The organism is Paenibacillus planticolens, from assembly GCF_013141725.1.
In the GTDB taxonomy this organism is placed as follows: Bacteria; Bacillota; Bacilli; order Paenibacillales; family NBRC-103111; genus Paenibacillus_E; species Paenibacillus_E planticolens.
The window spans coordinates 82,691-96,368 of sequence record NZ_WHNZ01000041.1 but is presented as its reverse complement, the minus strand read 5'-3'; the positions used below and the strand labels follow the sequence as shown (position 1 = coordinate 96,368).

The following is a 13,678-nucleotide window of genomic DNA, read 5'->3' as shown; positions in this document are numbered from 1 at the left end:
TTAGCATTTATATCGCTCAATATCGGACTCTCGCTATTCGTCGAACTCCTCCAAATGGCCATGATTGCGGCGTATCAGCTCCACGGCGCCTGAATAATCAGCGTCAGCGACTTTGGCTGAAAGCACATAATGCAGCGCGTGGACATCGCCGTCATTTGTATCACCGGCTGACACCGGAGCCGCAGTTGGCAGCACATCAATGATGCCGAATTTGTTGTTCGCATTGACTTCGCTTAGGAAGCCGCCGCCTTCCATGATCGGAAGCAGCAGACGCCCGCTGCCGCCGTAGCTTTCAGGCAATCTTCCAACTTCAAGTTGTCTCGGATCATACTTCAGCAGCAGCACCCTTGCGTCCTCGGCTTGATTTTCCGTGTGAAAATACGCTTGTATCATTCGGCTCATCCGTCATCATTCCTTTCGTTGTTATAAGATGTTCTTATGGCTGCTTACCCTTATGGAACCAAACTCTCACCTTTATTCCGAAAAAAATTAAACTTAGATCTTTAATCGGGATGATCGGATTTGAGGGCGCGCAATTATCCTGCATTATAAGGGAGATTTACGAAAGGGATTAGTAAAAATGATTGGACATTTCTCTGACTTTAGTTCAAAATAGAATTAAGTGCAGGGGAGGTCAACCAACATGCCAATATATAACTTTTCTAAATTAATGCGTATTTTCTGGACTTTTTTGCGGATCAGCCCACTCACCTTTGGCGGCGGTTATGCTATGCTGCCTGCCATTCACAGAGAAGTGGTTGAAACGAACAAGTGGATGTCCGATGAAGAAATGACAGAATTACTTGCTATCTCCGGAGCGGCTCCGGGCGGCGTAGGCGTGAACGTGTCAGCTTTAGTCGGTTACCATCTGGCAGGAATTCGAGGAGCGGTAGCAGCCGTCATCGGCATTACGCTCCCTGCTTTTTTGATTGTGATGGTCCTTAGTATGGTTTACGCTTTTCTTCAAAATTATCCGAAGATGCAAGCCATTATGGCAGGTATCCACGCTGCTATCGTTGGACTCATCGGAGCTGCCGCATACAAAATGGCGAAGTCTGCCATTATTGATAAAATGACGCTATTCGCTGCCGTAGTTACCGTGCTTGTCCTGCTGTTTAGCCCGATTTCGCCGATTTTGATGATTGTCTTCGGTTTAGTAATCGGAATTGCGGTGGTGTTCCTGAAACAAAAATGGGGAATGAAAGATCCGTTCGCGAGCAAAGATACGCCTTCGCAACCGTCAATGAGCAATCGGGCAGCGGATTATTTCATCGCAGACGGCATATGAGGGAAGGTGAGGAATCTTGCTTCTAAAATTGTTTCTTACTTTCATTAAAATTGGATGTATGTCTTTCGGCGGCGGTTACGCCATGATGCCGATCATCCAGCATGAGGTAAGCCGCAATCAATGGCTCTCGGCGGATGATTTTAACCAAGTCGTGTCTTTGGCAGGGACAGGTCCCGGACCGATCGCGACGAATAGCGCCACGTTGATCGGTTTTCAGACAGCAGGATTGCCGGGAGCCATTATAGCGACACTCGGGATGGTGCTGCCATCTTTGATTCTGATTATTTTGTTAGCGGCATTTTTGTACAAATGGCATACCAACAAGTGGTTCAAGTCATCCTTCTACGGCTTGAAGCCTGTAGTAACCGGCCTGATTATATTCGCGGCGATTCACTTTGGCATGGCGGGCTGGGGAGAAGCGAAGCTGCCGGTCACATGGCCGCAGATTGCGACGATTTTAATCACAGTCGGCGCTTTCGTGGGCATTGTTAAATATAAGCTGCATCCTTTTATTATTATTGTAGGCGCAGGCATTATGGGAATTGTGTTTTTTCAATAGGTCAAAACTTGCCAAGCTCTCTTTTCATTTCTTCGCGGAAGTGGAAAGGGAGCTTTTTGACATACTCAATCATATTCATTTAACGACTCAAGGTGATAAAATTTTATTTTATGTGCTATAAACAATGTTATTTTCCTTTATTATGCTATATAATATACAATATATAAAAAATAGAACACACTATTGGGTTCTTTTTGAAATGTTTAGGAGGGAAACATCATCGAGCTTACAACCCGCCAGTTGGAAATTATTGATCTAGTGGGCAAACATGCCCCGATAACGGGGGAACGTATCGCGGAGCTTTTAGGCATAAGCCGACCAACGATCCGTTCGGATCTGGCAGTTTTGGTCATGCTTCAGCATATCGATGCCAAGCCGAAAGTCGGCTATTTTCTCGGAAAGGCCGCGCTTGAGGTAAACTCGCCATTCAAGCATATCGAAGCGTTGAAAGTCAAAGAAGTGATGGGTATTCCCGTCGTGCTAAGGGAAACCGTGACGGTCAGCGACGCCGTAGTGACGCTTTTTCTGGAAAATGTAGGCAGTTTAATGGTTGTTAATCAAGCGGGAGCCTTGGTCGGAATTGTTTCACGAAAGGATTTGCTCAAGGTTACGCTGGGGCAATCTTCGGCAAATGCAATGCCCGTTTCACTAGTCATGACGAGGCATCCGAACATTGTGACGGTGAACCCGGACGACAGTGTGCTAGAGGCAGCTCGGAAAATGATTCATCATCAAGTTGACGGACTGCCTGTCGTTAAGTCAGCAGGGCCGGATCTGGACCATGATGAAGTAATTGGCCGAATTACGAAAACGACGATGACCAAATTGCTGCTCGAAGTAGCGCTGGGAACTTAATCAGGAGGAGTGCAAGTGGGAGAGAAGATGCATACGATTTTCGTTTGTTCGGATGCTGTGGGGGAAACGGCGAATACCGTCGTACAAGCAACCATCCGTCAATTTAATGCCAGCCAAGTGCAAGTGAAACGCTTCGGTTCGATCCGAACGGAAGATGAAGTGCGCTCCGTAGTGGAAGAAGCATCGAAAGTAAACGGTTTTATCGCCTATACGCTTGTGCTCCCCGAGCTCAGGGAAATGATGCGGCAGGAAGCGATCCGGCTCAGCGTCAATGCGATAGATATTATGGGGCCTATGATGCAAGCTTTCATTGATACGTTTAAGGATTCTCCGAAGCGGAAAGTAGGCCTGCTTTACCAGTTGGATGAGCAGTACTACCAACGGGTGGAAGCTGTTGAATTCACGGTAAGTTGTGACGATGGCAAAGATCCCAACGCGATGAGGCACGCCCATATTGTACTGTTGGGGCCTTCCCGCACCTCCAAAACACCGCTAAGCATCTATTTGGCGCATAAAGGAAATAAGGTGGCGAATTACCCGCTGGTTCCTGAGGTAAAGCCGCCTGCCATTATATATGAGTTAGATCCGAAGAAACTAATCGGCTTAACGATGAATCCTGATCACCTGGTACGCATTCGCACTGAACGATTGAAAGCGGTCGGGCTTCCCTTTGGTGCGAAATACGCTACAGAGGAGCGCGTGAAAGAAGAGCTTGCTTTTGCAATGAAACTGTATCGTGAGCTCGGCTGCCAAGTGATTGATGTCAGTGAGAAGGCGATCGAAGAAACAGCAGGGCTCATCCTGGCTGACAGAACTTGAATGCTTCAAACGATTCTAAAATAGAAAGGGTGAATGGATGTATGCAAAGAGATTTGTCACTGGAGATTGTACGGGTTACAGAATATGCTGCTTTAGCATCCGCACGGTGGACTGGAAAAGGGAATAAGCATAGCGCGGACGAAGCGGCAACTTCTGCCATGCGTTCTATTTTTAGCTCCATTCCTTTTCGGGGGACTGTTGTTATTGGGGAAGGAGAGATGGACGAAGCCCCGATGCTCTACATTGGCGAGTCTGTCGGCAGCGGCGCTGGTCCTGAGTATGATGTAGCCGTTGATCCGCTTGAAGGCACGGATATTGTCGCAAGCGGCAGAAACAATGCGCTCTCTGTGGTAGCCGTTGCTGAAAAAGGGAATTTGCTGCACGCTCCGGATATGTACATGGAGAAACTTGCGGTCGGGCCGCGCTTAGCCGGTCATCTAAGGTTAGAGGACCCGCTCGAAGTCACGGTACGCAAAGCGGCAGACCATCTGCAAAAAGACGTAACAGAGCTAACGGTCTCCATTCTGGATCGAAAACGGCATGCCGATAAAATTCTAGTTCTGCGCACGCTTGGCGTCAAAATTCATTTGCTTAGCGATGGCGATGTGGCGGGGGCCATGGCGACAGCCTTTCCTGAGACGGGCATCGATCTGCACGTGGGATCGGGCGGAGCGCCGGAAGGCGTGCTTGCTGCTGCTGCGCTGCGTTGCATGGGCGGTGAATTCCAAGGACGGCTGCTGCCGGAAAATGAAGATGAGGTCGCCCGCTGCTTAGCAATGGGCATTACAGATCCGTCCAAAGTGCTCAGCATGCGCGATTTGGTCGGTGAATCCGATATCTACTTCGCAGCTACAGGAGTCACTTCAGGCGATTTCTTGAGCGGCGTGAAAGTTCAACTCGGCGGGCGGGCGGAGACTCACTCGGTCGTGATGAGAGCCGAAACGCAGACGGTGCGTTTCATTCATTGCGTTCATCAGACGCAGGTGTATCTGGGGAGCGCCTAGGGTGTAAAAAGAGCTGAAAAAACGAAGTTAGGGGTGCTAGTCGGAAAATCTCCCACTAATTGCTCGAAAGATAACCCTGCAGGGAATTTAGAGGGAGAACCTCCCGTTAATTTGCCCGGATTTAGTAGGTTCTCACAAAATCGGTGCAAGTAGAGGGAGTTTTTCCGGCTAAATGGATCTGACAGACTTCTGCAGTCAGATTAGTGGGAATTTTCCCCTCTAATTTGACTGTAGAAGCAAAATTGCACAAAGAGACTGTCCCACAAGTCATAGAAATGACTGAGGGTAGTCTCTTTTTGTTGTTCGGAGACGAACTGATCATGGGCCAAGTCCACTGACGCATATACTTTAGTTGAGAATGATGCGAAAAGAGGGATAACCATGAGTTTGACCCCCATTGATTTTCTTTCTGTCGTCCGAAGCTGTATTCCGCAAGAAGCAGAGATTGTACAGCTGAAGCAGCAGGGGAATCCCGCGGCGATCTTATATGCTGACGTGGATGGTGACGGCTCTCCCGAAATCACGGCGATGTATAGATTTTTAGACAACCAGTACCTGTTTTCACTCAAGGATTACTCGGGTACCTGGTTTCCTATCGCATCTGCAGCCACGGGAGGTATTAGGGAAGCGACTGATTTTATCGCGGCGCCTGTTTCACGCAGTGAAGGCTGGGATGTGATCGTCGGCTGGGTGCAGGAGGGTGCCGGTTCCGAGCTCGATATCATCCAATGGACGCCAAACGGATTCCAACGGATGATTCCTCCCGGAACCTCGTACAATCATTTGGAAGTTGAGGATATGCCAACCAGAGAAGGCAGAGACGGATTATGCGAAATCGCGCTATGGGTTCAGGACCATGACAAAGCCTTCCAAGTGCAAACGTATCGGTGGAATCCATACAGGCTGGTTCCGACGCAAGACGTCCATCCCTACTATTTCCAGAGGGTCACTCGCTACTATGAGGATTTAGTGCGTGATCATCCGGAGCAGCAGGCGTATCGGAGCTTTCTGGAAGATGCGCAGAAAAAGGCAGGGGGCAAGTAAGGCGTGTAAATGCTGGCAGATCATAGAGGAGCTGCTTGAGAGGTCTGCGAATGATGACATGTATGGCAAGAATGACAATGATGGCAAAGGCTTGCGGCGAGGCTGTCTCGAAAGTAGATCTATCTGCTTGAGGGCAGCCTTTTAGACTTATTTGCTTAAAGCACTATGGGTTAATTATAGATGGACATGTATGTTTTACATGATCTGTGTGATGGGGATGCGGGAAGTTGGACTAGTTAGTTTATGGAAAAAAGGTTTGCATATCGCGATAACCATCAGCGAGGCGGTGCAAGCAAAGAATTCGTCATGTCGTAATTCCTTAATCTATTTGTCCTAATGTTAGACTAAAAATCTTGCTATTCCTATGCTACATTTAAGGAGGATGTCTTAATATTACATGTAGCGATGAGGTAATGGGATGAGCAAAACATTGAAAATCGGCATTATTGGCGGCGGCGGTATTGCCGGCGCTCATGTAAAAGCCTACCGAGAGTTGGCGGACGTAGAAATTGTAGCCGTTGCAGATGCTGTGCCTGGCAAAGCGGCGCAATTTATTGATTTTTGGCAGCTTTCATCGGCGCAGGCCTTTGATGATTACCGGCAGCTGCTGGAGTTGGAGCTTGACGGGGTAAGCATTTGCACGCCGAACGTGGCTCATCACCGCACAACGGTTGATGCCTTGTTGGCAGGCAAGCACGTTATGCTTGAGAAGCCGATGTCCGTCACATTGGATGAAGCGATAGAGATGGCGCAAACGGCGAAGAAGACAGGCTTCATGCTGAATGTTGGCTTCCAACCGAGATATGACCCGAACATGAAAGTCATTCAAGATGTTGTTCAGTCCGGTCAATTGGGCAAAGTGTACTATGTGGAAACCGGCGGCGGACGCCGAAGAGGCATGCCTGGCGGCACATTTATTTCCAAAGAAATTGCCGGTGCCGGCGCGATGGCGGATATCGGCTGCTATTCGCTTGATATGGCGTTAAATGCAATGGGTTATCCGAAACCGCTTACCGTATCCGCGTATAGTTCTAACTTTTTTGGAACGAACCCGTTATATCATAAGGAAGCAGCGCGCTTCGATGTAGAGGATTTCGGCGTTGCGATGATCCGGTTCGAAAATGATCTCGTGCTGAATTTTAAAATTTCTTGGGCGATGCATATGGATACATTAGGACCAACCTTGTTCCTTGGAACAGATGGCGGTTTGAAAGTGACTCCTGCCGGCAAAGGGCCGTGGAGCGGCGTGTTTGACGGATCTGTAGGGTCCATTACGTACTTCCACGATGTTCTTGGACACCATACGGAAAGCCAAATCCCGCTCATTGAACATAAAAAGAACCTGTTTAACGAAAAGGTCCGCGATTTTGTCGAAGCGGTTCGCGACGGCAAGCCAGCACCGATTCCAGGCGAACAGATTGTTCGGAATCAAGCGATTATCGACGGCATCATCCGTTCCTCGATTCTGAAACGCGAAGTCACAATTGAACTTCCTAACTAAATAAAACAGACGAAGCTTTGGAGGTATTCTCATGTCACGTATTTTCCGTATCGGTATTATTGGTTGTGGCGGTATTGCAAACGGCAAGCATTTGCCGAGCTTGGCAAAGTTAAAGAATGTTGAAATGGTCGCATTCTGTGACATCGTTGGAGAACGTGCGGAAAAGGCGGCGGTCAAATACGGCGCAGAGGGCGCTGCCGTTTATGAAGATTACAAAGAACTTCTAACGGATGCAACTATCGATATCGTGCATGTGCTTACACCGAACGATTCGCATGCGGAAATTGCCATTGCGGCGCTGGAAGCGGGCAAGCATGTCATGTGTGAAAAGCCGATGGCGAAAACGGCAGCCGATGCCAAACGCATGGCCGAAACAGCCAAGCGCACAGGCAAAAAGCTTACGATCGGCTACAACAACCGTTTCCGCGCGGATAGCCAGCATTTGAAGCGGGTATGCGAGCAAGGGGAGCTAGGCGAAATCTATTTTGCGAAAGCGCATGCGATACGCCGTCGTGCGGTTCCGACATGGGGCGTATTCTTGGATGAAGAAAAACAAGGCGGAGGTCCTTTAATTGATATCGGGACACATGCGCTGGACTTGACGCTTTGGATGATGGATAACTATAAGCCGAAAGTTGTGTTAGGGACTTCCTATCACGAATTGTCCCAAAAGGAGAATGCCGCCAACGCATGGGGCCCATGGGACCCAAGTAAGTTCACCGTGGAGGATTCCGCTTTCGGAATGATCGTGATGGAAAACGGAGCAACCATCATGCTGGAATCCAGCTGGGCTTTGAACACGTTGGAAGTTGACGAAGCCAAATGTTCTCTTAGCGGAACGGAAGGCGGCGCTGACATGAAAGGCGGACTTCGCATCAATGGCGAGAAGCACAGCCGTTTGTATACGACGGAAGTGGATTTGAAAGCAGGCGGAGTTGCTTTTTATGACGGGGCCAAAGAAAGCGATGCGGATTTGGAAATGCGCACGTGGATCAAGGCGATTGAAACAGATTCAGAGCCTGTTGTAACGCCTGAGCAAGCTTATGTCGTGTCGCAAATTTTGGAAGCTATTTATGAATCGGCGCGCACGGGTAAAGCTGTTTATTTGAATGCTTAAAATGGATGAAGGAGAGGCCTCGCGCCTCTCTTTTTTTGATGCGCTGCGATTGCAGAAATGGAGGATCAGATCTCCCTATCCGGAGTGGTCTTTCCTATGCTACTAAAAAGGAGTATGCTTGAATTACTTTGGTGGTGTCAATGAAAGGATGGATGAAGCAATGGATTTAGGCTTGAATGGTCAAGTCGCCTTAATTACAGGCGGTAGCAAAGGGATTGGTTTAGCGACAGCCATAACGCTATCCCGCGAGGGAGCGAAGGTTGCCATTTGTGCACGGAATGAGGAGCAGCTTCAGGAAGCTGCCAAACATATTGCGAGTTTAACCGGGAGCCGGGTGCTGACGATCCAAGCGGATGTCACTTCGGAGGAGGACTGCAAACGCGCCGTTGAGCAAACGGTCGAAGCGTTCGGAGGTATCGATATATTGGTGAACAATGCTGGAACTTCTGCGGCCAAGCCTTTTGAACAGGTAGGTACGGAGGTATGGCGGCACGATCTTGAGCTGAAACTGTTTGGGGCCATTCATTGCTCCCGGTTTGCCATTCCGTATATGCGTCAAGCCGGAGGCGGCTCGATTGTGAATATTACTACGTCCGCTGCCAAAACGCCGCCGGCATCTTCCTTGCCCACAAGCGTCAGCCGTGCAGCTGGACTCGCCTTAACCAATGCGATGAGCAAGGATCTTGCCGGGGATGGCATTCGCGTCAACACGGTGTGTATCGGGAAGATTCGCAGCGATCAGCTGGAAAAGGGCTGGAAGCGGGAGGCGTCTGAGCTGACTTGGGACGAGTATGCCCGAGATGCAAGGCACGACATTCCGCTTGGCCGGATTGGCGATGCCGAAGAAGCGGCGAACGTTATCGCGTTTCTGTCTTCTAAAGCGGCTTCCTATGTGACGGGAACTTCCGTCAACGTGGATGGCGGCAAAGGCGCAGCGCTATAAGGAACATTCGAATGAAACTTAGTGTATTGGATCTTGTGCCAGTCATTTCCCCGGCAGATGCCGGCGCTGCTTATGAGCAAGCCGTTAAGCTGGCTCGGCATGCTGAACAATGGGGCTATTCACGCTATTGGGTCGCCGAGCACCACGATATGCCCGCGCTGGCTTGTCCGTCGCCAGAAGTGCTGCTTGCTCATATCGGCGCGCGAACCGAGCGAATCCGGCTTGGCTCGGGGGCGCTTCTGCTTCCGCATTACAAACCAATGAAGGTAGCTGAAAACTTTCATATGCTGGCTGCCTTGTATCCCGGCAGGATCGATCTAGGCATCGGGCGGGCGCCAGGCGGTTCGGCGCATGCGACAATTGCGCTCAGCGGGAATTTCCTGGAAAACGTTCGGCAGCTGCCGGACTCGTTGAAGTCGTTAATGGCCTTGCTGGAAGGACGTTTTGAGTGTGAGGGGCAGCCGGTAACTGCAAGACCGGTGCCAGCGACTCCGCCAGACGTGTGGATGCTTGGCACGAACAGCAAAAGCGCTGCATTCGCAGCAGAACTTGGAACCGGTTATGTGTTTGGGCAGTTCATGAGCGATAGCGATGTTGTGGAAGTTGTGGGCGGATATCGGGAGAAATTCGCACCGTCCACTCAAGGCGAACGCCCTCGAGTTATCGTAGCGGCCGGCGTAGTTTGCGCCGATTCGGAGGAGGAGGCACGGGCTTTAGCAGCCGCACTGCCTTGGCTGCAGGAGGCAGATGAGGGAGGCGCTGGAGCAGGCGCAGAGAACCAGCCTCTAGCCCAGCGCAGGATGTATCTGGGCACTGCGGCCAGCGTGCGGGAGCAATTGGAACGGGAGGCGCAGCGCTGCGGCATCGACGAATACCTCGTCGTGACACCGATTGCTGATTACGATAAGAGACTACGCTCATATGAATTGCTGAGCTCGATTATTTGTTGATCTTGCAGCGGAACTGCTCGATACCATTCCTACTCGGCGCATTGCTCCGCCCGAAAGGGAACTGCAGTCCGCTATTTTGGAGAAATCAGCCGATTCGGCTTACTAGGGGGAACTACAGGGCCTTATTTGCCCCATTTCCCCCGTTTTTAGCCTAAAATAGTAAAATAGCGGACCATAGTTCCCGCTCGTTTGCCAAAAAGCAGCTTTGGGCAAAATAACGCCCTGTAGTTCCCTTTGCCTCACTCGAACGCACAATCACTGCTCATATCCACTAATCTGAGACTCTAAAACTTTCATCGACTGCCTATAGCACCTTACATTGACGCACCACTGCACACCTACCCGTCCGCTACCCATCAACAAGTATTCAGCGTCTACTCACCAGTCCGATCCCCACACAACACATATTCAATGTCTACTCACCAGTCCGATTCCCATCAACAAGTATTCAATGCCCACTCACCAGTCCGATCCCCGCCAACAAGTATTCAATGCCCACTCACCAGTCCGCTACCTGCCAACGCATATACAGTGCCCACTCACCAGTTCGATCCTCGCCAACAAGTAATCAATGCCCACCCACCAGTCCTATCTCCGTCAACACGTATTCAATGCCCACTCACCAGTCCGATCCCCGCCAACAAGTATTCAACGCCCACTCACCAGTTCGATCCCCACCAACAAGTATCCAATGTCTACTCACCAGTCCGATCACCGTACACCTACCCTCACGCGCGCCCACAGTGCTCCAATCCCCGCCGCCGCAGCTCTATCTCACATAAACTAACGTAGAGATTATCATCTGAGCTAGTGATTATTGAACGCTGAGAAGTCAGATTTTATAGGGAAAAGTTAATTTATGTAAAAATGATTATTGCCGCACTTGGTAATCTCTGGATATAGTCGAGGTGCGGGAGGGGGGATAGATGGCGAATTAGAAACGACACGACACTTTATAGGTGTAAGATTTGGGATGATCATCTTTGAACATGCACACGGATATAAATTGCCATAATGGAAGGAGGAAAGTAATTAATAAGACTCATTTGATATCCGCAAAAAAGTAAGCGGTTCCAAGTAATGAACCATAAAAATGTAAGGGAGCTGACGATTTTAATATGAATAACATATTTAAAGGGAAAAGATTCGAAAAATCAATTGCATTAATGCTATGCCTTGCACTGGTCCTATCATTCGTCATGGCTTTTCCGGCAAATGCGGCCTCTTTACTCAGCAGTAATTTTAATGACGGTACGGCGGCAGGGTGGACTCCGACTAGCGGCACATGGTCAGTTGTACAGGATGCGGGAAACTATGTTTACAGCCAATCGAGCACTAGTGAGGGGAGAACTTCTGCGGGAAGTCAGTCATGGACGGACTATAGCGTAGAAGCCAAGGTAAAAGTGGAGGACTTCAATGGTTCAAATAGAGCCTATGTCGCCGGAAGGTACAAAGACGGCAATAACTTTTATGCAGCTTCCCTCTATAATAGCAGTGGGGGAACGCTTGAAATCCGCAAAAAAGTAAGCGGTTCCACAACAACGTTGGCAAGCAAAACGAACTATCCGCTGGCCGCAGGCACATGGTATACGGTCAAATTAGAGATGGTCGGCTCATCCATTAAAATGTATGTAAATGGGGTACTGCAGCTTTCCACTGTAGACACAAGCTTAACATCCGGTGCGGTTGGACTTGTCGCTTACAAAACCGTTTCCAAGTTCGATGATGTCGTGGTCACAGACACAGGCGGAACATCGTCGCCAACGCCAACCCCGACAGCAACGCCAACGACAACGCCAAGTCCGACGCCGACAGCAACCCCGACACCGCCGGCGGGCTCCTTGAGCGCGTACAATCTGACTGGCTTTGCTGCCGGCAATACAGGCGGGGGGAATATCCCGGAAACAGATGCCCGGTACAAGAAAGTGTACAACGCGACTGATTTAGCTGTCGCTTTGAAGAAGAATTCCGGCATCAAAGTCGTCGAGATTATGAATGATTTGAATTTGGGTTGGAACGAGCTTCCGGCTGCTGCACAAGTTATGCCTTTCAGCGCGAACAACCCTGCTCAGACGCATCCTGTGCTGAAAACAACCGGAGTAAGCAAAATTTACATCGATAGCTTTAACGGTCTAACGATCTTCTCAGCGAACGGGTCAAAAATCAAACATGCGGCCTTTACGATCAAATACAGTTCGAATATCATTATTCGCAATCTGGAATTCGATGAGTTATGGGAATGGGATGAAGCTTCCAAAGGCAATTATGACAAAAATGACTGGGATTATGTCACCATTGAAGGTGCCACTTCCAAAGTTTGGGTGGATCACTGTACGTTCCACAAAGCCTACGACGGTGTGCTCGACGTGAAAAAAGGCAGCAACGGAGTCACGGTTTCATGGTCATCGTTCGTTCCTGACGATCAAAGCTCTAACAGCTGGGTTACGCAGCAAATCAACGCTTTGGAAGCTAATATGTCGGCTTACCCGATGTATGCTTATTTGCGAAGCAGTGCTATCGGTCTAAGCAAGGCGGATATTATTGCAGTTGCTGCAGGACAGAAAAAGGGGCATCTGGTAGGCGCGACAGAATTTGCATCCGACAATGCCGACCTGCAGGTTACCCTTCATCATAACTACTACAAGGATATGCAAGACCGTATGCCCCGTTTGCGTGCCGGCAATGCTCACGTTTATAACATCGTGATGGACAACAAGGACGCCTGGTCAGCCAAGAAAAAAATAACGTCGGCGATGGAAAGCGCCCTATCAGGGAAAGGCTATCATTTCGGTGTAACGAGCAATGGAGCGATTTCCACCGAGAACGGAGCCGTGCTGGTTGAAAATTCGCAAATTATCGACATTGCCTCGCCAATTCGCAACAACCAAGCGGATCCTGCGGATGCCTCCTACACAGGCAAAATTCGCGCGGTAAATACGCAGTATTCACTTAACGGTTCCGTATTTACAGGCAGCAGCGATACAGCGGGCAGCCCGCTCGCGCCCGTACCTGCACCGGTAAAAGCATTTTCCTGGAACGGGTTTTCCTCTCTTCCATACAGCTACAGTCTTGATCCGGTTGCAACTTTAAAAACAAGGCTTACAGCAGCAGACGGCTCAGGAGCTGCGAAGTTAAAATGGGCTAAAGTCAACTGGTTGATCACCAGTTATTGATTGATTTTGCAATAGACTAGCTCAAAGGCTGCTTCCTTAGTAAGAATTCTACTAGGGAGCAGCCTTTGTGAATTGATAAGAAAGTATAAGGTTTATACTTTTGCATCGCGTTTACCTTGGTCGTCTATCCTTGGTTCACATACATATAAGTCATGTTATCCGCGACGTTTTTTACGTAAATACCAGACTAACATGGAAATGGCGTCACGAATGGAAGCGGTTTGGTAATACCTGAGTGTCATTGTCATAAGCAAGAAACCTCCCTAACCCTGAAAGTATGTCATGCATAAACAGTACTACGTAAAAAGTGTTTAGATGGTTTTATTTTTTTTAATAATCTTTTAACACTGTTTTTTAAACAAATACCTCTACTTTCTGGATTAATTTTTACGCCATAAAGTTGGATAATAAACATGTAAGCGTTA

Annotated in this window: 12 protein-coding genes; 11 read left to right on the top strand and 1 reads right to left on the bottom strand. The window is 49.1% G+C overall.

The annotated features are described in order from the left end of the window. Positions 1-33 precede the first annotated feature (33 nt). Positions 34-402, bottom strand: a complete 369-nt coding sequence (locus GC097_RS18965; RefSeq protein WP_171684869.1) for a hypothetical protein — start codon at positions 400-402, stop codon at positions 34-36. A gap of 241 nt (positions 403-643) precedes the next feature. Between GC097_RS18965 and GC097_RS18960 the strand changes: the two genes are divergently transcribed. From GC097_RS18960 to GC097_RS18910, 11 genes are all read left to right on the top strand, one after another. Then, positions 644-1,288: a chromate transporter gene (locus GC097_RS18960; protein WP_171684868.1), complete on the top strand. Its 645-nt coding sequence runs from the start codon at positions 644-646 to the stop codon at positions 1,286-1,288. A 16-nt stretch (positions 1,289-1,304) separates the two neighbouring features. Further along, positions 1,305-1,847 (top strand): chromate transporter, encoded by a 543-nt coding sequence (locus tag GC097_RS18955; RefSeq protein ID WP_171684867.1) that lies wholly within the window; start codon positions 1,305-1,307, stop codon positions 1,845-1,847. 240 nt (positions 1,848-2,087) lie between these two features. Then, positions 2,088-2,702 carry a helix-turn-helix transcriptional regulator gene (locus GC097_RS18950; protein WP_171684866.1) on the top strand — a complete coding sequence of 205 codons (615 nt, stop codon included), beginning with the start codon at positions 2,088-2,090 and terminating at the stop codon, positions 2,700-2,702. Positions 2,703-2,729: 27 nt separating this feature from the next. Then, complete coding sequence (locus tag GC097_RS18945; RefSeq protein WP_171684927.1) at positions 2,730-3,521, top strand: pyruvate, water dikinase regulatory protein; 792 nt, start codon at positions 2,730-2,732, stop codon at positions 3,519-3,521. 41 nt (positions 3,522-3,562) lie between these two features. Further along, positions 3,563-4,525: a class II fructose-bisphosphatase gene (gene glpX / locus GC097_RS18940; RefSeq protein ID WP_171684865.1), complete on the top strand. Its 963-nt coding sequence runs from the start codon at positions 3,563-3,565 to the stop codon at positions 4,523-4,525. A 381-nt stretch (positions 4,526-4,906) separates the two neighbouring features. Further along, positions 4,907-5,569, top strand: a complete 663-nt coding sequence (locus GC097_RS18935; protein ID WP_171684864.1) for a hypothetical protein — start codon at positions 4,907-4,909, stop codon at positions 5,567-5,569. A gap of 418 nt (positions 5,570-5,987) precedes the next feature. Then, a complete protein-coding gene (locus GC097_RS18930; RefSeq protein ID WP_171684863.1) occupies positions 5,988-7,070 on the top strand; it encodes a Gfo/Idh/MocA family protein in 1,083 nt (360 codons plus the stop codon). Positions 7,071-7,101: 31 nt separating this feature from the next. Next, positions 7,102-8,187, top strand: a complete 1,086-nt coding sequence (locus tag GC097_RS18925; RefSeq protein ID WP_171684862.1) for a Gfo/Idh/MocA family protein — start codon at positions 7,102-7,104, stop codon at positions 8,185-8,187. 160 nt (positions 8,188-8,347) lie between these two features. Next, positions 8,348-9,130, top strand: a complete 783-nt coding sequence (locus GC097_RS18920) for an SDR family NAD(P)-dependent oxidoreductase (RefSeq protein WP_171684861.1) — start codon at positions 8,348-8,350, stop codon at positions 9,128-9,130. An 11-nt stretch (positions 9,131-9,141) separates the two neighbouring features. Beyond that, complete coding sequence (locus GC097_RS18915; protein WP_171684860.1) at positions 9,142-10,080, top strand: MsnO8 family LLM class oxidoreductase; 939 nt, start codon at positions 9,142-9,144, stop codon at positions 10,078-10,080. Between the two features lie 1,118 nt (positions 10,081-11,198). Continuing rightward, positions 11,199-13,253, top strand: a complete 2,055-nt coding sequence (locus GC097_RS18910; RefSeq protein ID WP_376768404.1) for a pectate lyase family protein — start codon at positions 11,199-11,201, stop codon at positions 13,251-13,253. The last annotated feature ends 425 nt before the right edge of the window (positions 13,254-13,678 follow it).

Bases quoted from the DNA above. Each gene is read 5' to 3' on its own strand.
- GC097_RS18965 (WP_171684869.1), bottom strand. From the start codon at position 402: ATGAGCCGAATGATACAAGCGTATTTTCACACGGAAAATCAAGCCGAG.
- GC097_RS18960 (WP_171684868.1), top strand. From the start codon at position 644: ATGCCAATATATAACTTTTCTAAATTAATGCGTATTTTCTGGACTTTT.
- GC097_RS18945 (WP_171684927.1), top strand. From the start codon at position 2,730: ATGCATACGATTTTCGTTTGTTCGGATGCTGTGGGGGAAACGGCGAAT.
- glpX (WP_171684865.1), top strand. From the start codon at position 3,563: ATGCAAAGAGATTTGTCACTGGAGATTGTACGGGTTACAGAATATGCT.
- GC097_RS18935 (WP_171684864.1), top strand. From the start codon at position 4,907: ATGAGTTTGACCCCCATTGATTTTCTTTCTGTCGTCCGAAGCTGTATT.
- GC097_RS18930 (WP_171684863.1), top strand. From the start codon at position 5,988: ATGAGCAAAACATTGAAAATCGGCATTATTGGCGGCGGCGGTATTGCC.
- GC097_RS18925 (WP_171684862.1), top strand. From the start codon at position 7,102: ATGTCACGTATTTTCCGTATCGGTATTATTGGTTGTGGCGGTATTGCA.
- GC097_RS18920 (WP_171684861.1), top strand. From the start codon at position 8,348: ATGGATTTAGGCTTGAATGGTCAAGTCGCCTTAATTACAGGCGGTAGC.
- GC097_RS18915 (WP_171684860.1), top strand. From the start codon at position 9,142: ATGAAACTTAGTGTATTGGATCTTGTGCCAGTCATTTCCCCGGCAGAT.
- GC097_RS18910 (WP_376768404.1), top strand. From the start codon at position 11,199: ATGAATAACATATTTAAAGGGAAAAGATTCGAAAAATCAATTGCATTA.